The 22,297-nt window shown below is 64.9% G+C and carries 14 protein-coding genes; 3 read left to right on the top strand and 11 right to left on the bottom strand.

Annotated features, from left to right (window positions below):
* Positions 1 to 40 precede the first annotated feature (40 nt).
* Entirely contained in the window at positions 41 to 949 is a 909-nt protein-coding gene (locus tag Pla175_RS13580; protein WP_145285744.1) for a polysaccharide pyruvyl transferase family protein, read from the top strand.
* A gap of 349 nt (positions 950 to 1,298) precedes the next feature.
* Here Pla175_RS13580 and Pla175_RS13575 read toward each other — a convergent pair whose 3' ends face one another.
* The 4 genes from Pla175_RS13575 to Pla175_RS13560 form a co-directional block, all read right to left on the bottom strand.
* A complete protein-coding gene (locus tag Pla175_RS13575; protein ID WP_145285739.1) occupies positions 1,299 to 2,255 on the bottom strand; it encodes a hypothetical protein in 957 nt (318 codons plus the stop codon).
* Positions 2,228 to 3,520 carry a glycosyltransferase family 4 protein gene (locus Pla175_RS13570; RefSeq protein ID WP_197526806.1) on the bottom strand — a complete coding sequence of 431 codons (1,293 nt, stop codon included), beginning with the start codon at positions 3,518 to 3,520 and terminating at the stop codon, positions 2,228 to 2,230. The genes Pla175_RS13575 and Pla175_RS13570 overlap by 28 nt, the downstream gene beginning before the upstream one ends.
* Before the next feature lie 1,091 nt (positions 3,521 to 4,611).
* On the bottom strand, positions 4,612 to 5,259 hold the full coding sequence (locus tag Pla175_RS13565) for a PEP-CTERM sorting domain-containing protein (RefSeq protein WP_197526805.1): 648 nt from the start codon (positions 5,257 to 5,259) through the stop codon (positions 4,612 to 4,614).
* Positions 5,260 to 5,937: 678 nt separating this feature from the next.
* On the bottom strand, positions 5,938 to 6,342 hold the full coding sequence (locus Pla175_RS13560) for a hypothetical protein (RefSeq protein ID WP_145285729.1): 405 nt from the start codon (positions 6,340 to 6,342) through the stop codon (positions 5,938 to 5,940).
* A gap of 266 nt (positions 6,343 to 6,608) precedes the next feature.
* Here Pla175_RS13560 and Pla175_RS13555 point away from each other — a divergent pair, with 266 nt between their 5' ends.
* The gene (locus Pla175_RS13555; RefSeq protein WP_145285725.1) at positions 6,609 to 7,709 is read left to right on the top strand and encodes a polysaccharide biosynthesis/export family protein; all 1,101 of its coding nucleotides are present in this window, start codon (positions 6,609 to 6,611) and stop codon (positions 7,707 to 7,709) included.
* 1,174 nt (positions 7,710 to 8,883) lie between these two features.
* Here the strand turns inward: Pla175_RS13555 and Pla175_RS13545 are convergent.
* The 6 genes from Pla175_RS13545 to Pla175_RS13520 form a co-directional block, all read right to left on the bottom strand.
* Entirely contained in the window at positions 8,884 to 9,708 is an 825-nt protein-coding gene (locus Pla175_RS13545; protein WP_145285718.1) for a hypothetical protein, read from the bottom strand.
* Positions 9,709 to 10,507: 799 nt separating this feature from the next.
* Positions 10,508 to 11,365, bottom strand: coding sequence for an IS3 family transposase (locus Pla175_RS13540; protein ID WP_145285714.1), 858 nt, complete (start codon positions 11,363 to 11,365; stop codon positions 10,508 to 10,510).
* A 17-nt stretch (positions 11,366 to 11,382) separates the two neighbouring features.
* Positions 11,383 to 11,682, bottom strand: coding sequence for a transposase (locus Pla175_RS13535; protein WP_231953889.1), 300 nt, complete (start codon positions 11,680 to 11,682; stop codon positions 11,383 to 11,385).
* Positions 11,683 to 12,113: 431 nt separating this feature from the next.
* Entirely contained in the window at positions 12,114 to 12,800 is a 687-nt protein-coding gene (locus tag Pla175_RS13530) for an exosortase-associated EpsI family protein (RefSeq protein WP_197526804.1), read from the bottom strand.
* Positions 12,801 to 12,873: 73 nt separating this feature from the next.
* Positions 12,874 to 18,117, bottom strand: coding sequence for an exosortase (gene xrt / locus Pla175_RS13525; RefSeq protein ID WP_197526803.1), 5,244 nt, complete (start codon positions 18,115 to 18,117; stop codon positions 12,874 to 12,876).
* Positions 18,118 to 18,373: 256 nt separating this feature from the next.
* Positions 18,374 to 19,186, bottom strand: a complete 813-nt coding sequence (locus Pla175_RS13520; protein ID WP_145285704.1) for a hypothetical protein — start codon at positions 19,184 to 19,186, stop codon at positions 18,374 to 18,376.
* A 485-nt stretch (positions 19,187 to 19,671) separates the two neighbouring features.
* Here Pla175_RS13520 and Pla175_RS13515 point away from each other — a divergent pair, with 485 nt between their 5' ends.
* Positions 19,672 to 20,934: a glycosyltransferase family 4 protein gene (locus Pla175_RS13515; protein WP_145285701.1), complete on the top strand. Its 1,263-nt coding sequence runs from the start codon at positions 19,672 to 19,674 to the stop codon at positions 20,932 to 20,934.
* 43 nt (positions 20,935 to 20,977) lie between these two features.
* On the opposite strand, the gene Pla175_RS13510 is transcribed toward Pla175_RS13515, so the two are convergent.
* Entirely contained in the window at positions 20,978 to 21,958 is a 981-nt protein-coding gene (locus Pla175_RS13510) for a glycosyltransferase (protein WP_197526802.1), read from the bottom strand.
* Between the last annotated feature and the right edge of the window lie 339 nt (positions 21,959 to 22,297).

Below are 22,297 nucleotides of genomic sequence, written 5' to 3'. Positions count from 1 at the left end.
CAGTTCTCCACGCTCCAGGACCCCGGACGGACCCATCTTGATGGAACCAAATCGTCTCAGCGGCTGGATCCGCAACTTCAGCTCTTGGGATCGCCTCAAACGAAACCCCAGCCTGCGCCGCTTGAGCGAACCGCTGCTTCGCCGAACGGAGCTGCCGGAGGACCGCTCGCTTCTCTGTGTGTACCGCGTTGACCCATCGAACCTGGGCGACTGGTTTTCGGCTCCCCAGCGGTACTTTGGATTCCTAACACATTCGAGAAAGCAAGACATAAGGTCCCTCACGCGGAGGGATCTGAAAAGGATCGAGAGCACCAACGGGACCATCGTCATCGGCGGTGGCGGGTTGCTGGGCAGAACCGCGTTTAGTGGTCAGATTGACAAGATCATGCAGCTCAAGGCGGGCAAGGTCGTCGTGTGGGGCGCCGGCTTCAACGACCGCTCGTTGCATCAGGACCAATCCCCACGCTTCCGAAGCGAGCGTTTACTCGTTGGCCTGAGGGACGATCAAGCTGAGTACGGGTGGGTGCCGTGCGCAAGCTGCATGCTTCCGGACCTGAGTCTTGAGTACCCGGTCCAGCACGAGGTCGTGGTCTATCATCATGCGTGGCACACGAAAGAAGGCCGACTCAAGCAGCTGTCCCGATTTCCATCTATGTCCAACAACAGCACGCCGGTCCTATCAGAGATCCTTCGATTCCTAGGGTCTGGAGAGACGGTGGTGACCAACTCGTATCACGGCGCCTACTGGGCGATTCTCATGGGACGCAGGGCGGTCGTGTTCGATCCCTTCTCCGTAAAATTCAGGAAGTTTCGACACGAACCGGCCTTCCTCGATGACGACTTAGACTGCTCGTTGAAGTCTGCTCGCGTGTATCCAGATGCGCTCGAGGAGTGCCGACGAGCCAACCTGAATTTTGCCCAACAGGTGTTAGCGTTTATCAATGCGTAGCCGGGAACGTAGCCGCGGTGCGTGCCGCCACGCTGTTCCCCGCAAGTGCATTCCCGCCCCTGGAGCGTCTTCTGACGGGCGTCCGCGGTGTGCTGGCAACCGCGGTCGCTGTAGAGCAGTAGCTCGCCCACCAGACTTCTTCTTTGGATCGCCCGCCACGACGCCCCGGAGGCCCCGGAGGCCGGCGGCGTCGCCAGCGAGTCGTTCAGCACCGAGCCGACGACCCAGCGGCTGAACACGTCGAACACCACGGAGGCGCCGCCGGACCGATCTTCGCATGCCAAGCCGGCAGGCTCTCTTGCTCACCCGAAGCGACGACGCGGCCGCCTCAAGGGTGGACTGCCGCCGCTCAATCCGGCGGACGGCCTCCGGTCACCTTGTAGTATCCCAGCGATCGAAGGATCGAGGCACGCTTCCGCAGCCACCGAAACTTCTCCAGTTTGAACGGCACGAACGGTAGGAGAGTCGTGTCCACGGGGGGTAGGGCGGCCGGAGCGCCGGCCAGCTGCTTCAGCAACGCCCCGGCGCCCGGGGCGGCCAACCAGGACTTGGCTGTGCCCCCGGCATGAAAAGCCAGGCATTGGCGCAGGTCCTCGCCCTTGAGCATCTGCAGCGGCGAGGCGCCGGCCCGCCTGCGGGCCCGCTTCCACTGCGTGTTCGACCAGCACTGCCAGCGATCCGGATTCAAATACCCGCCCCCCATACGCATGGCGAGGCCCGACCAGAGGACCGCCTCGACGTGCATGATCGGCGGCAAATCGCCGAGCGAATCCACCAGCCAGTCCAGCCAATCCAGGTCAAGGGGCGATCGGTACTGTGCGATGCCGATGTCCACATGGTCGGCCATAGCGACTCGGTTGTCGAATAATTTCTGCACCACCGAGAACGGCAACAGGCAGTTGGGTTTTTGCCACATCAGACGGAGCGTTCCGTCCCCGACGGTCTCGAAATCAAACCGCCGCGGGAAGTAGACATCGGGATCGATAACGATGACCTCGTCGCCGTCGCGCGCCAAAAGCATCGGGTCCGTCAGCTTGCGCCAGCAAGGATGGCCGCGGCGGAGTCTTTCCAACCCCGCGTACTTACGCATCGGATTGCCATCGTCCTCCCAGAGGTTATCGGAAAGCAGAACCTTGATCCGGGGGTGTGCGGAAAACGCCCGGCCGAGCTCCTCCTGATCGCGCTGAGTGTCCGTGAGGAGGCGGATCTGCTCGTCTGCAACGAGGTTGTCGGCAAGGCTGCCGATGCAGAGGGCGGCGTACGGCAGGCTGGAAGCCCCTAGGCTGACGGTGATGACTCGACGCATAAGCTTTCAGCGGTCCCTTCGGCCTTGGGTGTGTGTGTGTCGGCACCACAGGCATCCTTGTACTTGGCGAGGATCTCCTGAATCTTGGCGGGCCACGCGTAGTGATCGGCAATCTCTTTTTGTGCGGCCGCTCCCATCCGGCGTCTCTTCTCGGGCGTCAGGCTCTGGATCGCCTTCACCATTTCCGCGATGACCTGCCGTCGCGGCGCCGGGTCGATCGCTACTCCAAATGGGGGCCGGACGTAATCGGCGGGCCCCCCCCAATTCAGCGCCACTACCGGCAACCCGAGCGACATCGCCTCGAGCACCACCGCGCCCCCGCAATCCATCACGCTGGGGTACACGAACACGTCGCATTGCGACAACAGCCGCGCACACTCGTTCTGTCCGACCCAGCCGTGGAACGTAACCGCACCAACCAGGCCAAGATGCTCTGCCTGCCGACCTAACCGCTTCCGCTCCGGACCGTCGCCCACGATCCAAAGCTCTACCGCCGGGGACTGCTTTCGCAGTTCGGCGAGGACGGCCAGCACGACGTCTACCCCTTTCCAGTCCAACAGACGTCCCGAGAAGCCCAGACGCAGCACGCCGTCCGGTCGCGTGGGGAGATCGTCGGGGCGCCGCCAAACCTCGGGATCCACGCCGTTCTCGACGAGGGTCTCGACACGAGCGCTGCAGTTGCGGGGCAGGCCCTGGCGGGTCCGCTCGTTGGCAACCAACAGCAGCGCCGACCGTCGCTTTCCCGGGATGAGCCAGTTCGCCAGGCTCGTAAAACTGCGCGCAAGCGGCCTGAATATCGGCTCCTGGAACAACGGGCGGCGGGATCCAGGCGGGTAGCTCATGTTGCCGTTCATGGGTCCAATCACCACCGGAGCGCCCAGGTCATACATCATGCTGGGCAGACGCGGCGACACGGGGATGGGCTCATGAACGACATTGATCTGGTGTTGCGCGATCATTCGTCGCGCCACGCGGCGCTGGGTGAACTGCGTGATCAGGTGCATAAACCAGACGGTCGTGAACACCTTGACGTTGTGTGGTAGAGGCCTGCTCAGAGTCCAGAGGATTTTCTGTGAGAGGGTGTCCGGCACGAAGTGTACGCGGAAAGCATTCTCGCCAAGCAACTCAACGACCTCGCGCTCGTGGCGGGCGTGCATCAGCAGCCGCACGTCGACATTCGCCCTCAGCAACCCTAGGAACCAGTGCAGGGGCAGGATCGACTCGCCGCCGTGTCGCTGCGAAGCGTTCTCGGTGACGATCAGCACCCGTAACTGCTCGCCTGGTCGGTCAGACGTCGGCAACGAGACCGAATCTGGCGCCGTGGAACGCGGTGCACTCATCAGAGCTCGTAACACCAGGAGAAGGTAGGAGAACTGAGAATCGACCGATTATAACCTCAGATTGGCCTTGACGAAGAATTTATAGAAATTCCGCGTAGATCGCTGCCTGACGGAGTTCACTCCTCTCGAACTTACGGAGCGAACGATGAGCCAGCCCGCCAGCCGAGGTAGCTCGCCTGCTAGGTGACGCATTGGCGAGATTGCGACGAGTCGCTGGTTAACCGGGAGGACTCGCTTTCCGGTCTAATGAAGAGTGAATCGACGCGTCGGAGCACCCAAGAACAGCCTATGGAAGTTCGTACGGTCACTCCGAGGTAACGAAGCGGTCCAGACGCTACTGAGTTTCCGCGCGTTGTGCCGTCTCCCACACCGTCAGTCCGAGGGATTCGGCCGGGCGTCTGCTGGGCTGAAAGGGGCCGAGGTAGCGAGCCTCGACCAAAAGAACCCAGCAGAAACGCGCCGCCAGGCTGGGGCTCTCGATCGGAACAGGTGCGGTCAACAGCCGCTCGACGCAGCGGTCATAACACGGGCTTCAAGGCCAGCTGTGAGGCGGAGTGGAAGACGACAGAAGAACGGCGTCGACAGGCGACGCGCGTGACGAATGGTCCAATTGGCAGTCGAACTTGCGTCGGTCACACGACCGGCGCTACCGATCCCAACGGTCCTACGCATGGCTGCGAACGCGTCAGGAGAGTCGACCGTTTTCTCACAAGAGACAACCCAGGCCCCCACGGACCCCGCCGGTTCGGGGACTGACAATCGCTACACAAAATGTGCGTTCGGCGTCACAACTCACTGACCACCTCCGGAGCCGCAGTCGGGACCGGCCAAACACCGCGCGTCGCAGGACCGGGACCAGCGATCGGGCTCGGCAACTGCGCCAGGTGAGGTGATCAATAGCGCAGCGAGTCGGCGGACCCGGAGTAGAAAGGCTTCCCCGCCGAACGGCGCAAAAAAAAGCGTCCCAGCTGGTGGGACGCTCTCGCACGGGTCGCAAAAGTTCGCAGCGGCCGGAGCTAGCGGCGCCGACGTCGTAGGCCGACGGCTGCGACGCCAACGGCCAGCAACACGGCGGTGGCGGGCTCAGGAACCATCTGCGCCTCGATCTCGCCGGTGCCGGTCGCCCGGAAGCCGGTCACCGTGCCGCCGATCTCGGTCAGCGTGCCCGGGACGACGGACGTCGCAAAGGTCACGGAAACGGGGTCGCCAATGACGATCCCACCTGGGAGGGATTGGCTCGAAATCGCGGCCACGGTTCCACCGAATGCGAACTGGACTGTCGACGCGACGTTCACGAACGTGATCGAAGCGGGGTCCAGCAGCAGAGACAACCCATCGGCGCCCGGCAGGCCGAGCAGCAGCGAGCCCGATCCGACGGTCCCAACCGTGCCGCCGGTCGTGGCGATGCCCGTGACGCCGGGGATCGACAGCGTGATGTCGATGTCAGAGCCGAAGGGCGATCCGGCGACGGCGACGGAGTCGTTGGTGATCGAGACCGAGGTGAGCGGGTCGATACCGCCGGTGGTCGAGATCGCCGACCCGTCGTACGAGATATTTAGGCCGGTGAAGCCGATCTCGATCAAACCGGCCGAAGCAGTGCCAGATAGCAATGCCGACGCGGCGACCGCGAAGGCCAAGAAGGAGCAACGTGTTGTGGTCGTCATTAGGTCGAGTCCTTGGTTGATATCTCTTGGTCGTTGACGCCTTATTGCGTCCCCGGTGAGGAGTTGGGGGATCTGTGCCGAAGATCCACCCAACGCGATCATGGCTGATACCCGCAACTGTTTCAAGCGCCTATCCACGGAAAAATGCAAAAAACGGCTCCATCCCGATCTGGCATGCAGGAAATGGTAGGCGCCCGGGGCGGCAGCCTGGGCAGCAGCGGGAAGGCGGCTTGCCGCCGGGGTGACCTTTGCAAGTGCTCCTATCCCGGGATGGACAACCAAGTTGGGCAGGGGGCGCCCAGCGGCTTTGCCGCTGGCGTCGCGATCCGAAGAGTTGATCCGCTGGCTTCAGTCCACGATCCTGCTGACCCGTTCGGGCGCCGACCCGCCGATTCGCGGCGCACCAACAGCAGCGGCGGCTCGTCGCCCCTCGGCAGGCGTCGTACCCGGGACTGGCATTGTAAGGAGCGTTCAGATGCGAGCTCCTCGCGGCGACAAGCGAGCAGCGGGCGCCAGACTTCTGCCGAGCGGTTGCCCTGCGGCAGCGTCACCGAGGCACCGGAACGCGCCCGTGGGCGCAGCGGCCTCGGCGACAGTCGTGCTGGACGAGAGGCGGCGTCGGCGAGGCGCACAGGACGGCCCCTAGAATCGACGGCGAAACGGTCGAGGGTCGCATGGCTAACGCCGCCGCCCCACGTTCGCACGGGAGTCCCACTGCCCAAAGTAGTGCGACCGGTTCTGGAACCCGCCCGATTGTGGCGGGTTGTTGAACCACGCGGCGGTGCCGGTTGGGCGGACCTCAAGCTGCCCAAACTCCTGCCGCGTGCGCTCGATCTGGACTTCTTGACGCTGCAGGGCGAGGGTTTGATCGCGGTTGATTGCCTGCTGCTTCTGGAGCGGGCGGACCAACGCAAAATAGTTCGGCAGCGCCCCACCCTGGTTGCTGAGCAGCCCGAGGTAGGGGCTGAGGGTCGGGGTGGCCGGGGTGTAACGCGGCGACTGACCCGAACCGCGCTGCGCGGACGCGTCGGAGCAGATCGCGGCTAGCGCCAGCGTCGCCAGCAGGATTGGCAAGCGGGTCATCGGCGGTTCCTCGGTAGTTGGCGGAAACGTACGGTGCGGCCGGGGCAGGGGATCGGGCCCCCTAATGTCCCTGGTCGGTGGCGGCCGCGGGCCGGCCGACGTCCAGGCCGCTCAGGACTTAGATCGGCGGGCCGGTTTTTGGTTCTCAAGGGATTTGCGGGTTTTGCCGATAGATCCCGGTAGGCGCGGATGCGCCGGCTATGACTTGCGGCCGAAAGGGCGCCGCAGACGGAACTGTCGATCTCGCCGACCCGGGGCATTGTTCAATGAGAATCTCCGCCAGGCTAGTCGCGACCTTGGCGCTGGCGTGCTGCGTGCTTCCCGGCTGCCGGGTGCTAAAGCCCGTCGCGCACCAGCCGGGCCCCTACACGCCCGTCCCCCAGGGGGTCGCTCGCGAGCATGAGAAGGTGATCCTGCCCGACTACGTGATCGAGCCCCCCGACGTGCTGACGATCCAGGCGGTCAATCTGATGCCAAAGCAGCCCTACCGGCTGCGGCCGCTGGACACCTTGCAGATCGAGGCGAACGGGCTGCCGGACGAGTCGTCGCTGGGAGGAGCGCCGGGGATTCTGGGTCGCGAGTACACGATCGGCATCGACGGCACGCTCGTGCTCGGCCTGGGGTTCGACACCAGCAAAGAAGAATACCGTCCGCTGGTGATCGCCGGCATGACGATCCCGGAGGCGCAGCAAGCGGTGCGAGAGCGGCTCGCCGAGACCGCCCGGGAACCCAAGGTCTGGGTCACGTTGACCAGCATCGCGACGCGCCAGGATGTCGCCGGAGAGCACCTCGTCTGCATGGACGGCACGGTGAACCTCGGCGTCTATGGCCGCGTGCGGGTCGTCGGCATGACGATCGAGCAAGCCAAATCGGCGATCGAGGCGAGCCTCGCTAGCCAGTTCGAGAACCCGGAAGTGGCCGTCGACGTCTATGGCTACAACAGCAAGGTCTTCTACGTGGTCACGCAGGGCGCGGGGCTCGGCGACCAGCTGATCCAGTTCCCGATCACCGGCAACGAGACCGCGCTCGACGCGATCAGCCAGGTACAGGGTCTCAGCGGGACCAGCTCTACCCGGATGTGGATCGCTCGCCCCGGCAAGAACGACTGCGGCGGCGACCAGCTGCTGGCGATCGATTGGCCGGGCATCACCCAGCGGGGCGATATCACGACCAACTACCAGCTGATGCCGGGGGACCGGGTGTTCATCGCCGAGGACAAGCTGATCGCGTTCGACACGCAGCTGGCCAAGGTGATCTCGCCGATCGAGCGGATGTTCGGCGTGACGCTGCTGGGGACTCAGACCGCCCAGCGGATCAAGTTCTTCAATCAGAACAACGGGAACAATGGGTTTGGGGGGGGCTTCTAGCGGCTTGCGTGCACAGCTGGGACGGGGCGCCATGCGCCGCGTGGAACCTGCAACTGGCCCGCGAACGCTTGGCGAATCAATCATGCACAACCATCGCGGATTGTTGATGCTGCTGGCCGGCGTCATCCCGCTCAGCGGGGGGTGCGCCGCTTACTGGGCCGAGCGGCATTGCCCGACCGACGCCCGGGCGCTCTACCGCGCCGTAGGCGAAGAAGCGGTCCGGGAGTGCCCATGTGGGGTCAGCGGGCCGTATGGGGGCTACAAGCCGACCTGCTGGCGGCCGCTGCCCGAGGGGTGGCACTGCGAGCCCTGCTTGCCGCCGGTGCTAGAATATTACGACACGATCCCGACGCCGGCCGCCTTGCCCGAGCCGATCATTGCCCCGCCGTCGCCCCCTTCGTCGGCTCCCGTCGGGCCTCCAACTGGGCCTCCAACTGGGCCTCCGACTGGGCCTCCGACTGGGCCTCCGACTGGGCCTCCGACTGGGCCTCCGACAAATAATCTTTGGCCGGCCGAGCCGGCGTCTCCCAGCGATCGCCCCGGCGTGCTGCCTCCCCCGACCGGGCTGGAGGTCCACCGCTTGCCTCTTTCCCCGGAGAATCCTTGGGCGATCTTCACGCCCCCGGTGCCGGAGCCTATGAAGCTGCGGGAAAGCACCGCGGAAGCGCGGGCGAAGCGGCCAATGATCTCGCCGCTCACCAGAGACTTGATCACCCGCTGAGTCGTGAGTGACAGGGGGTGCGCCGCGGTCCAATGATGCGTCCGTCGTCGCATATGGACGATCGGCCGACCACGTTGGCAGAGCTGCAATGCTTGAGCTCCAGGAGCCGCCAGTTTTTGCGAAGCAACTGATTAGAGCGGCGGCTAGGCAGACGACGGGACGTGCAGCGATTCACAAAGCGTGCCCTGACGCCATATTCCGCTGCAGAAACCAGAGCGGTAGCGGCTCGGTGGTGGCCGGCGCGGTGGTTGCCTGCCGTTCGACGGTTCCTAGCGAAACACGGGCACGCAACGGGGCGCCCGCCCTGCTTAGCCGGATCCGAACGACGATCCGCTGTCGAGATCCTGTCCCGGCAGCCGACGTTCGGGGCAGATGACGGGCGCAAAAAAACAGCCGGCGAGGAACTGGTCCTCGCCGGCTGAGTAACAACCGCGTCGTTGCGGATCGTCTGCGCTACGCGAGACGCCGGCGGTAGCGACGGCCGGCAGACAATCCGACCGGGATCAGCAGGCTACCCCACACCAGCAGGCTCGACACCTCCGGGACCGCAGAGGCTGCGTCCGTACCAAAAATGGCCGTTCCGCCGGCCGTCGCGACGGCCGCGATAAACGTGTCGGCGCCGCCCAGAACGATTTCGTACAGCAAACTGGCCCCGCCCGTTACACCGTAGAGGATGCCATGGTCAAAGGCCAAGCCGGCGTACCGATCCTTGTCGTACGACGTGAGCAGATTCCCTAACGTGTCAAAGACAGAGAGCTTTTGATTGACGCCGGTGCCGTGGGAGACGTACAGCACACCGTTGCCGAACGCAAGGTCGCCGAAATCACCGAGTGTACCGAGGTCGGCCACGAGGGTGGAAGTCGGGACGCCCGCAGTGACGTCCACTTTACGCAGATTTGAGGCTGCGTCGATGTAGTGATACTCGCTGCCCAGCATGCCGCCAGCAGCAAACTCGTTGTTGGAAGCCGAACCGTCCAGGGGCGTCAGGAACGCAGAGTTGCCCTTGTAGAGCGTGTTAACGCCGGACGTCGGGGCGAAGTCGCTGCGGAAGAAGCTCCCCTGATAGTTCGCCAGGGAGTTAGGGCTGACCTTCGTTGCCGTAGACGGGCCTACGTCCGTGAAAGACCCGATCTCCGTGGCCAAACCGGCCGAACCGCCCGTGGTCGCTACGCTATAGATCTTACCGTCTTGCGACTGGACTGCGATCGACGCAAGCGTCGAACCGGTCATCGCGGCTGCCGCGACGATCGAACAAGAAAATACTACTAGATATCGCATCGTTACTACTCCTGAATCAATTTGGGAAATCCAAAAACTGTCCAAGCGCGCGATTACTTGAGCGCACGCCTTCGCGCAGAAGTCTAAACGACTTGCGGGGGACGAAGGAGTCTCTGGATGAACGGCGACGGGAGTGCGGGGCGACGCTCGCCCGAGACAGAACCCGCCGGATCAGGGAGTATGAGCAGACTGACTGGCGCGGATTGAATTGCCACGGCGCCGTATCCGCCCACCGACGATGACGACGAAGAAGTGGTTGTAGTAGGGCGATCCCCAGCAAACTTGGAAAACCGCTGCGGTTCCGGTGCATCGGGACGCGACGGCAAGTGCTGGCAGTGAGGAGCGGCGCCAGAACTCGACGCGGCGCCCGACTCAAGATCCTCCGACACACGAGAGCAAGAGTCGGGATGGGTCAGCGGCGGCAACGGTTTCAGGACGATACTGCCACTCGCATCGCCACAAAGAAAGCATGCCATGACTAGTGCAGCCACAGTACGCGCCAATCCACAATGTGATCGGAGCGGGGCGCTGATCGAATGATCTTGGATAGTCAGCACTGCGAATCCTGCGAGTCAGCGTGCCCGGATCGACGAGCCACCCTACTGAACACTTCCCGTTAGTTTAGCGACCCTGCGGGTAGATGCAACAGTCCAAGCAGAAGTTTCTGGTAGTTGGGGTGCGCAGGACGGCTGCATCACCTCGCCGTTTCGCAATTTGATAATCGGCCAAGCGATTAGCGAGGTTGGCCAAACCCGCGAGTAGCCTGAGGTGGTGCGGAATTGACGGACAGGTGAGGAGCTTAATTGGCCGGCCGTTTGATGTTCTCGAATTGGTGGGGAGAGAGGTAGCTGAGAGCGGAGTGCTTTCTTTCGAGGTTGTAGTAGGCGACGTAGCTGGCGATCTCGCCACGCGCCTCGGCATGGTCTTGGTACTCGGTCATTTCGAGTTCGGTCTTGAAGGTCCCGAAGCAAGATTCCATGAAGGCGTTGTCGTAGCAGTCTCCGGCGCGGCTCATGCTCTGACGCATCTCGGCGCGTCGCAGCACGGCCCGGTACTCGGCGCCCGCGTACTGGCCGCCCCGATCGGTGTGGTGGATCAGCCCAGCGCCCGGGCCACGTGAGCGGATCGCGGCGGTAAGCGCCGCCAGCACGAGTTGTTCGGTCATGTCTTGGCCGAGCTCCCAGCCGACGATGCGCCGCGAAAAACGGTCCATCAGTGTCGCCAGGTAGCTGAACACCCCGCCGACGATCGGCACGTAGGTAATATCTCCCACCCATAGTTGGTTGATGCTCGTTGGCTGCTCGGCCTCCAAGAGTAGGTTGGGGCTGTAGCCCAAGCGGTGGCGGCTCTCGGTGGTGCGGGGCTTGTAGGACTTCGGCTGGATTGCCCGCAGGCCCTGCATCTCCAGTAGCTTCGCGACGCGACGCCGGCCGCACGCGTGGCCCATGTCGCTGAGCTCCGCGGCGATCCGACGCGCCCCGTAGCGGCGGCTGTGCTTCTGGAAGACCGTACGCACCAAGGGCAGCAGTTCCGAGTCCTGCTCGTCACGTGTTGTCGGCTCGGCCCGACGCCAAGCGTAGTACGCGCTGCGGCTCACGCCCAAGATGCCGCAGGCCTCCTGCACCGACGCGGCGTTGATAGCGACGATCGCTTCCATGGCGGCGTAGACCTCCGTTACTCGTTGCGGCCGAAAATAATCAACGCTTTTTTTAGCACGTCCCGCTCACGCTCGACCCGACGCAGCTCGACCTCCAGCTCATGGACACGCGTCTCCAAGGCGCCCGCCACAGGCCCGCTCTCGGCGAGCAGCTCACGCTTCCAGCGGTACAGCACGTTGGCGTGCGACACCCCCAGACGCTCGGCTACTGAACTAGCCTTGTGACCGTCCAGCAGCATCTGCACCGCTTCCTGCTTGAACTCTGGAGTGAATACGCGGCGTCCCGACTTTGCGGGCTGTGGCTTCTTGCGTGGCATGGCGGCAATCCTTTCGCCGGCCATTCTAAGCTCCTCACCTGTCCGTCAATTCCGCACCACCTCAGCCTGCCGGATAGCCACCGGTAGGTGGTTGACGGGTTCCAGCCGCTTACGTGCCCAAAGCGGACGCCTAACCGATCGCGATCGCCTCCAACGGGATTGCGGCCGCTTACAAGCACAGTCGGCGTCTAGAAGTAGGCGGCCCTTCGGCCGTCGCCGCCGGCTGGTAGCGGCGTTAGGGTGACGGTACGCGGGCCTGAGGCGAGTCACGAGGAGCCGCGACGGTATTGGCACTGGATGTCGTCAATCGACGCTGGCCTGGCGAATCGAACGAACCAAGCTGGAGGGAGCCAAACGAAACGCATTTTGGCAGGCTAGGCTGACGAATCGTTTGATCAACAAACGATTCCTGCGTGGGTGATTGGACCGCATTAGCCCCCACTCGGTTCGTCGTTCTCGGCCTGATAGCGGTCAAACGCAGCGACAAACTCTCCGAGCAGCTGCTTCAAGAGTACTCGCTGATCGTCCGGGTCAATGTCGGACAGCGGGAGCTGGATCTGCACCTTGTAAACCAGCGGCTCGCCCCCGTAGACGACCCGGGGGGCGCCCGGCGCGGCCCATGTCCCGTCGCTCGTGAAGGCGAATGCGACGCGAAAGTCCTCGCGGAGCCGCGTGTTAGGCTTGTAGGTCAGCACCCGGAACTCACTGGCCCGATCAGAGTCGGCGTCCGCGACCTCCATGCGTTCTCCGTTGAGCAGCTTGTTGGCCCGACTGCCGTAGCAGATGTCGGGGGGATGCCGCACCAAGGGGCCCGGCTGGCCGACCATCAGCAGCAGCATCGCAACCTTGCCCGATTCCGCGTGGCGGTAGTAGCGATGAACGTAGCCCGCGAGCCCCAGCTCCCGCTGGACGCCTTCACTGAGCGGCTTGCCTTCTTCGAACACCTCCCACGCGCCCATCTTGCTCGGGAAAGCGCCGATCGACTCGGCCGCCCGCAATCGCGACGCCGGGACGCCCCAGCGGTTGGAATAGCTGCCGTGAAGCACCGCGGGGCCAACGGTCAGGGCGACGACCGCCGTCAGCGCGGCGGCAGCGATCCAAGGAAAACGTGTCTTCACAACCTGCCTCTGGGATGAGTGATGACTGCTTGCTAGTGGAATATTGAGGGGGCGGCGCTACGACTAGGCGCCGCTAGAGACTAAACTTCTCTCGCAGCTGTTCGAGCAGTTTCGCATCCGCCGGGAGCTTCGTCTCGTTGGCGATCCCCAAGGCGAGCGCTGCCAGGACCGCCTCGCTCGCCTCTGCTTGTTGGCCCATCTCGTCGATGGCCCGCGCCCGATGGAGGTGGGCGGTGGCTGATGAGGGATCGACCCGGAGCGCAACGCCCAGCGCCTCGACCGCGGCGTCGGCCTCGCCAGCGAGCAGCAGCAGCTGACCCTTCGTGTCGAGCAGCGACGCGTCGTCGGGGTGAGCGGCGAGGCCCTGCTCGACAAGCTTACGGGCCGCGTCCCAGCGCCGGGGGTCTTCGATCCAGAGGCTGGCGAGGTTGTTGCAAGCGTTGGCGTTGGTCGGCTCGACGGCAAGCATCCGCCGGTAAAGAGATTCGGCCCGCTCGTTGCGTCCGGTTACAGCCGCCAGGTCGGCGGCGTCGCGGAGCAGAGCCAAGTCGTCCTGGCTAGCGGCCAACTGCTGGTCCAGCAGCTTTTCGGCCAGATCGATGTGGGCCGGGTCGGCCGGGGGCGACATCATCTCTACGTTCGCCAGCAGCCGCGCCGCGTAGGTGGGTGAGATGGATTGGGCCGGTGGGTTGAGGGCGGTGGCTTCGACCCCCGCCAGGCACCCCTCGTCGAGCATGGCGCGGTAGGCTCCCACGAGCAGTCCGGGCGCCGAATTAGGATCCTCGAGCGCGCGACGCGCCACTGCTCCGCGCCAGAAATTGCCCAGCACCTCCCGCTGGACCTCGGGATCGATGGCCGGCGAGCCAGCGGCAACGTCCGTCGATTCTGTGGCTGTCGTCGAAACGGCGCTCTCTCCGTCCGCGGATCCAACTTCGCCGGTCGCTCCACCGGCCTGCTCGGTCGCGGCCAAACGCAGCTGCCAGCGTAGCTGTTCCGCGAGCCCACTGGGCAACCTACCCAATTGGCCGAGCGCCGATGCGATGCGGCCGGCGAATTGGCGGTCGGCTTGCAAGTGCGTTTGCCAGAATCGCAGCAATCGCACGAGATCCGCTATTTGCTGTGGGCGCTCGTCGGCCAACTCATCCAGCTGTTCGTAGGCAGCTCCGATACGGCCCGCCTGTTCGTACAGGTCCGCCAAAAGACGCCGTTCAACCACACCCCGGCTGGGGAGTGATTCGATAAGCGAAATCGCCTCGGCGATGTCACCTTCTTCGTCTCGCTCGGCGAGGAGTAGGGCATGCAGCCTCGCTTTTTCGACCGCGATGCTTGCTGGCTCCTCGGGGATCCGCCCGACTAGTTCGAGCGCTTCGGCGACCGATTCGGGCGTCCGCCGCTGGCCGAGCAGTTGAACTAGCAAAATCCTCGGCTGAATGGCGTCGGGGTCGGACGCCAGAGCCTGACGGCAATAACGCTGGGCTAGCGGGGGGCTGCTGTTCATGAAGAACGCTGCGGCCTGGGCCTGCGCGGCCGCGCTTTGCGGGGACCCGGGCTGCTGTTCCGCGAGGTCGCTCGCTGCGCGCCAGTGGTGGACCGCGGCGGCGACCTGCCCGGACGCCGCCCAGAGCTGCGCGAGCGCAAGCTGTTTGGGGAGGGGGTCGATCTCGGCCGACTGCTTAAACTGGCTAATGACCTCGGAAGCTCCCTCTGGTCGCTCGGTTTGGAGCATGAACCCAAACAGCGCCATCCAGGCGTCAAGGCGGTCCGGCCCAAGCCGGACCGCCTCGCGGAACGCCGCTTCGGCCTGCGACATTTGCTCTGAGCGGGCGGACGCACCCTGCAGAGCCGCGCTGCTGAAGAGCAGCGCCCGCCCCAACCGCAGCTGCGCACCGGGGTCCTCGGGGTTTTCCTCGGCCCACTGCCGGGCCTTGTCGAGGGCGGCGCCCCCGCGGGCCGAGCCCAGCAGCGACGGGATCACTAAGTCGTAGACCGCCGGCGCCATGAGGGGGAGGTCGCCCAACTCGGCCGCGAACCGCTCGAGGTCTTCCCGGCGACCGGCGGCCGAGAGCAACGCGACCATTTGTTCTGCGCTGACGCTGTCGCGTTTTCCGAGTTCCCAGGCCCGCTGCAGCTGCGCAAGGCCCCGCTCTGAGTCGCCTTGTTGCAGGGCAACCTGTGACAGCAAGAACGGGCCGGTCGCCCATCGCGGCCGCGTCTCGATGATCTGCTCAGCGAGCTTTTCACACTCGGCGAGCTGTATTGCGTCGGGCTTGGTTCCTGACATCAACAGCCGCAGGGCGCGGCACGCTTTCCACTGGGTCCCTTCCTCACCCTCCAGCCCGCGGAGCTTGGTCTCCCAGCCCGCGAGCGCGGCCCAATCGCGGTCAGCCAGGGCGTACTGGGCCAGCGCCTGCACGTACCGCAGATTCGTTGGATCGGCGTCGCGGGCGGCAGACAGCATCGTCCGCGCGGCGTCGCTGCGATCCATCTGACGCTCTAGGGCCGCGGCTAGCAGGGTCAAGACGACCTGATCGTCGCCGCGGGCGCTGGCGCGCGCCTTGGCGAGACGCTCGGCCGCTTCGGGCCCCCGGCCTGTGGAGATCAGGACCGTCGCCCGCAGGGCCTCGGCGGTGGAGATGTCGCCGCCCTGTTCCGTCAGCGCTCCGATCGCGGCAAGGGCCTCGTCGTAGTTCTCCTGCTCGATTTCGAGCGTGGCCAGCGACTGCCAGATCTCTGGTTGAGCCGGGTCCTTCTCCAAGACCCGCTTCAGGGACTGCGCGGCCTCCGGGCGGCGGTCCTGGGCGCGACGCAGGTCGACGAACGCGAGGGCCAACGAGACGCTGGGGGCCTTGAGCTCGGCCGCCTTTTGGGCGGCCTGCTCGACGGCGGCCAGTTTTCGGGAGGCGGGAGGGAGCCGGAGCTGGTCGGCGAGCAACGCTTGCGCGAGCCGAAGCCAAGCGACGCCGGAATCGGGTGATTTCTGCACCTGTTCGCGGCTGGCGGCGACCGCTGCCTCGGTGTCCCCGGCGTCGATCGCGGCGTCGATCACGGCCGCCTGGGCCGCGGCGGAAGTGGGCGCCAGCGCCACGACCCTCCGCCAGGCAGCCAGCGCCGCGTCGCTGCGGTCGAGCTCGGCGTACCAGCCGGCGAGCCGCCGCCAGGCATCGGCCACGGGTTCGGCGTAGCGCTGTTCGGCGGCGGCCGTTACATCGGCCCGCCGCAGCGCGGCGGCCAGCGTAGCGGCTGCTTGGGCGGTCCGCTTCGCGCGGGCTGCCTGCATCGCGTCGACCACCGCGATCTCTAGCCTAGCGTACCCGCGAAGCGCCGGGTCCTTAATGCGATCGACATACACGCGGATCTCTTTGATTTGCTCGGCCGCTTCGGCGTGCTCTCCCCCTTCGACAAGCAGTTTGGCGAGGCCGAACGACAACGCCAGGGGCGCGTCTTCGTTGGCTGCTAGACCGCGGCGGAGTACGACGACCGCCTCTTGCCATCCGTCGACCGGCCCTCCCTCGTTGCGGGCGAGCTCGGCGAGCGCCAGGTAGGCCGGCACAGCCGCGGGGTCTGCTTTGATGGCCTCCTCCAGCAGCTTGCGAGCCGCTGCTGGGTCGTCCGCCCGACTGCGATCGGCTGCAGTGATCAGCAGCTCTGCGCGGGGCTGGGGGGGGGCGCCGGCGCGGTGCTTTAGAGCCTTGTCGAGGTCGGCGTCTGGATCGAAGCCTTCGGCCGCCGGCCCGTACGCCCGGGCGTAGCGGTAACGGGCGAAAAGCGCTTCAGCGTCCTCGGGCCGCTCCGCGACTAGCTGATTGATGACCGCATTGGCCGCCTGAGCCCGCTGGGCCGCGTCCGGCTCGGCTAGCCGATCGCGGGTTACGACCGCCAGCGCGACCGCGTGCGAGGCGGGGTAGCCTTCCCCGGCCAGCGAATCTTGCAAGGCCTCGGCGACGTCGCCCCAAGAGATCTTGGTTTGACGCTGCCCCTGTGGGGCGTTCATGTAGGCCAGCAAGACCTCGGCCCGTTTCTGGAGCAATTCGGGGTCTTGGGCGCCGGCCGGGTCGGCCTGCATTGCCCCGAGCAGCTCGAGCGCGGGGCCGAAGGTCTCGGTCTCGAGAGCCAGCTCCACCGCCCAGATGCCGAGGTCGCGGCGTGAGGGATCGGCTAGGTAGGCACTGCGCAGTAGCTCCACGGCCCGAATCTTACGGCCAGGGGTGTCGGCGGCCTTCGCAAATAGCTCCGCGAGATGGACCTGCTCGGCCGCGTCCTCCGGCCTGGCGAGCGTGTAGCGGTTCAGGAAACGGATCGCTTCGTCGAGGTCCCCTTCTTCCTCATACCGGGCCGAGGCGGTCAGAAGAGTCGCTAGCGAACGCTCCCGCTCTGTCTGGTACCGCCAGGCCCCCAATGCCACCAGCGCGATGCAGCCCGCCGCGGCCCCGAGCAGCCAGGGTGCGGTGCGGCGCGGGTCCGCACTCCAGCTTGTCGCTACGCGGTCGAACAGCGCTAGAAGCCCCATAAACACAAGCATCGCCAGCGGCAGGACCAACAGGCCGGCCCAGTCGTGGACTTGCTTCTCAATCCCGGCCCCAGGGAAACTGTAGGTCAGCACCCCCGTCGCCGTGATGCGGAGCACGTTCATCAAGACGGCGACCGGCGCGATGGCTAGCACCGCGGCGATGGCCTTCCACCATCCCGGACGCATGATGATAATGCTGGCGAAAGCGAGCGCCGTGATGCCGTAGAACATCCGTAGACCGCTGCATGCACGGGCGACCTCCAGCGACTCGTCACCCAGCAGGATCGTCGTCCCCTCGACGATCGCCGGCAGCCCGCAGATCTGCAAGGCGACCCCGCTCAGCTGCGCCGCGAGTTTCTGCAGCGGCACGCTCAGCGCGAGCGCCACGGTGCCCGGCAGCGGGGTCGCGAACCAGAGGAACGCGATCGACGGGAGGGCCCAGCGGAGTGCGGGCCAGCCCCACAGCGTCCACACGACTCCGGCGACCCACAGCGGGACGCTCCAGGTGTCGATTTCAAACAGGTAGAACCGCGACGCGACCAGCCGCATTAAGCCGGCGATCGCCAGCAACACCAGTCCAGTGGGAAATAGCCCCCATTCAAGCCGCGGGCGGCGATCCCGCCGCAGCCAGAGGAAAAACAGCGCGATCGGGACGACCAAATAGCCGTGTGAGTAGTCGGGGTCGGACGCCCACGCCTCGGTCACCCGGACGAGTGTCGGCCAGTAGGCCCATACCGCGATCGCGAGCAGCGCCGCTGGAGCGAGCCAAGCCCAGACGCCGGATCTCTGCGATCTCTCTGTACTCGACATCGACTTTCCCATCGTTTGCACAGTTCCCCGGAGGGGGCCGCCCAAGGTCTTACGGTAGCTGTTGACTCATAGATCGCGAAACCTCCTCACGCTGGCTTCCGGGCCATGTCAGGAGGGCGTCGCCATCTTACATGATGAGCCGGTGTCTGCGGACGATCAACGGCAAAGAAAAATCCCTGCTGAAAACTCAGCAGGGACGGTTTGGTTTTGCGGTTTGAAGGGCCAACACGGATTCTGGAGTGGGGCCTGGGGCGCTTCAGGCGGCGGCCGCACGGCGGCGACGGGCCACCACCCCGAGCACGCCCGTGAGGCACGCCCAAGTCATGATCGAGGCCATCTCGGGGACCGCGACCACAATCAGCTGGTCCTGGGCAACGCCGTTGCCCTCGGAATTGGTCAGCACGAGCACCTTGAGATTGGCGACGTCCAACGCCGGCGCCAGGCTGCCGGCCGCAACCAGCGAGTCGAGCAGGGCCTGAGCGTTGCTCTTGATGGTGGCGTCGTTGTCGAGGGTCGTGCCGCCAAGCGCCGTGTTGGCGTTGCCGTCGCCAAAGACGATTTCCCATACCGCCAGCTGGAACGACCCGGCGGCTTGGGCGTTGGTGCCGCTTCCCAGCAGGCCGGCGAGGGTGCCGCCCGCCGCCTTCAAGAGGTAGTTCTTGGACAGCAGCTCTACTTGTGTGGCTTGAGCGTCGCTCATCGTCGCTCCTGCACCGAAGCCGGTGCCGGCCGAATCGAGTGGGCCGTCGGTAACGTTGCGGATCGTGTAGGTGTGGAACCCGCTGCCGAGGATGGTCTCACCGAGTTCGACGCAGAAGGTAAATAGTTTGTTGGTGTCATAAATTGATTCGATTCGGCTCGCAGGTACCGACGACGAGTTCAGGTTCTTGTACTCCCAATTGAACCGCCCGCCGTTGGCGGCAGAAAGGCCGCTGGCCTGGCCGAGGTACTTGATATCGATAGTTCCGAAGTCCGACAGAGCGTTCGCGTTCGCCGCAGGTAAAACCAGGACAAGGCAGAGGAGCAGGGCACGCATGGGAAAATTTCCTGAATCGGCAATGAAGAACATCAAAAGAGAATCGCACGTCGACGAGCATCTAACGCGTAATACGCCCGCAGAAAAAACTCGAGCACTTTATGTGCCAACAGGCAGCGTTTGACGCCCTTTATTTCGTGCGATTCTGGGTTGCCGGCTGAAAATAAGGCCAAGTGCTGGCGGTCTGACTAGGGGAATTCCCTGTGCGGGTCCCATCCGCGACCTATCTATTTTGGACTACTTTTGACGAGTTGCGAAGTTTCTTATCAAAATGAGAATCGCACCGTGATTCGTGCCCTTGAATATTTCGGCTCCGCCGTTCCTAGAATCGCTGCTGCTCGCCATCCCGGGGCTAGCGAACGACAACCGGCCGAGTTGCCTCTTTCTTCCACGTCAACTAGCCAACGCGAACCTGGGTCGATACGCTCCTCACCAATGTTCTGCACGGTTCGTGCTGGACGGCTTGTCGGACAACTGCTCATCCGTTGGCGACTCGGACCCACGCCCGAAGGCCTGCCATGATTCACTACATCACCACCGATGGCGTTGGCAACGCTACGGTAGCGAACGAGCTGCGGCAGCTCGATCGGGCAGGGATCCCCTATCGGCTGCACGCGATGCGCCGGCCGGGACGGCTGTTCCACACCTCGGATTGGGCGAATGAGATCAGCCGGCAGACGCACTACTTGTACCCGCTGCCGCTGTTGCCGGTAATCTGGTCGGCGGTGTTGGCGCCGTTCATATTTGGGACGCGCTGTTTCGCGGCGGGCTGGAACGCCCTGACCGGAGAGCGGGAGAGCCTGCGGGGTCGACTAGCCGGGATCGCCCATTTTCTGGTGGCGTGCCACTGGGCACGGTCGCTGCGCCGCTCCGAGATGACGCACCTCCATTCCCAATGGGCCCACTCGGGCGCAACGATCGGAATGTATGGCGCTTGGCTGCTGGGCAAGCCCTTCAGCTTTACGGGCCACGCGTGCGACCTGTTCCGCGACCGTGTGGCCCTGGGCGACAAGATCCGGCGAGCCGAATTTATCGTCTGCATCTCGGAGTTCCACCGGGAGTTCTTCCTCGCACAAGGAGCGCGCCCCGAACAGCTGTTCATCGCCTACTGCGGCATCGACACAACTCACTTTGTCCCGGAGCGAAAGACGGGACGCGGCGGTCCGTTTAAAATCGTCAGCGTGAGCCGGCTGGTCGAGAAGAAGGGCTACCGGTACATGCTGGAGGCGTGCCGGTTGCTGCTCGATCGCGGCGTCGAGATTGAGTGCGTCATCGGTGGTTCTGGGCCGCTCGCGGCCCAGCTGCAAACGTTCGTCCAAGAGCTGGGGCTGGCCGAGCACGTCGCGATTACGGGTAAGGCGGTCGCGCAAGAAGACCTCCCCTCGTTCTACCATTGGGGCGACGTCTTCTGTCTCCCCTGCGTGTGGGCCGCGGACCAGGATGTCGATGGGCTTCCTCAAACGCTCATGGAAGCGATGGCCTGCGAGATCCCGGTCGTCTCGACCCGGCTGGTTGGCATCCCCGATCTTGTGTTGGACGGGGAGACAGGTCTGCTGGTCGAGGCCGAGGACGCCCAGCAACTAGCAGCGGCGCTCGAGAAGTTGCAGCAGGACGCCGTGCTCCGCGAGCGGCTCGGCGCGGCCGGACGTGCGCACGTGCTCCAGCGCTTCAACGTACGCACCTGCCTGGACCCGCTGCTGGACCGCTACCGCGATAAACTCCGTGGGGCTGGGTCGGCAACGGTCGCGGAGGAAGCGATGGGGGTCGAGGCCGCCCGGTGAGCAAGCTAGGTGCAGGCCGTTTCCTCGACCGCCGGCCCGCGCCTCAAGCGTCGGCGAGCGCGGGTCTTTCGAGCGGCCGCCGGCGGCGCTGGTGCATCGCGAGTCGTTCCGGGTGGGCCTGTTCGATCCGAGTGTGGTAGTCGGCCAGAGTCCGCGACTTTCTGCGTAGGAGGCAGTCTCTTTCAAACCGGCGGATCTCCTCGCGGCACGCGACGTCCTCGTAACGCTCGGCGCCGCTGAGGACCGCCTGCAGGTAGCCCACCATGATCCCCAGGCCGCTAACCACGTACGGGATCTCCCGCATGCGGAACACGCTGGCCGCCAGCACGTAGTACCAGGACGACCCGATGAAGTGCTTGTAGCGGCCCCACCGTTTGCGACCGTGCCAGAACCCGAGGTGGCTGGAGCCCATCCGCCGCAGGTGGAGGATCTTCAGCTCAGGGTCGTACAGGGAGGTGGCTTTCCAGCCCTGCAAGCGGCATTTGTGGCCGTCGATTCCATCCCAGCCGAGGTAGGGAACAAAGCCGCCGATCTCGCGGAAGCACTCGGTGCGGTAGAACTTCGCGCAGCCGTGCGAGTTCTCGTCACCGATGTGCTCTTCGCGTTCGCCGTGCTTGTCGTTTAGGTAGGTCTTGCCCGAGCAGGTCCCCAGCCACGGGTCGGCTTCGAACACCTCCATGAGCCGCTCGAAGTACCGCGGCCCGAACTCCAGGTCGGCGTCGAGCTTGCAGACGTAGTCGTACTGGTCGAGGTTGACCGCGGCGAGCCCTTCGTTGAACGCTTGAATGACGCCGGGCCCGACGCTCCGCGGGCGTCCCGGCTCGAACCGGATGACCTGGATGAAGGAGTACGCCGCCGCGGCTTCGGTCAGGATTTGAGGAGTCGCGTCGGTGGAGCCGTCGTCGACGATGACCCATTTCGCAGGGAGCGTCGTCTGGCTGGCGACCGACGCGAGCGTGCGGCGGATATAATCTGCCTCGTCGCGGCACGGGGTGATCAGCAGGTAGCGGCGGGAGTCGGGCACGTCACTCACTCAAGGGCGGAGGAGGAAAGGGAGGGGGGATCGCTCCCGGCGGGGCATGCGTGTGTCAGGCCGGGGAGGCACTTGGCGCACGGGGGCGGACAGCCTTGTACCCGACCCCGATGATAACCGCGGCGCAGGATGCATCAAGCAGTTTGGGCACGTATCTGGGGCATTGGCCCGCGACTCGGTGAGGATTTTGCGGGCGCCCCGCGGCACGGCCGGAAGTTTTTTATATTGAGAATTTGCCGGGCCAACTTCACTGTATGGGTAGTTTTTGCGGTTGTGTCCTGGAGAGGCATGCCGCCCGAATTCGGCCCGGCGAAAAACGCCTCACGCGGG

The sequence above is a fragment of the Pirellulimonas nuda genome (assembly GCF_007750855.1).
In the GTDB taxonomy this organism is placed as follows: Bacteria; Planctomycetota; Planctomycetia; order Pirellulales; family Lacipirellulaceae; genus Pirellulimonas; species Pirellulimonas nuda.
This window is presented reverse-complemented; position numbering and strand designations above follow the sequence as displayed.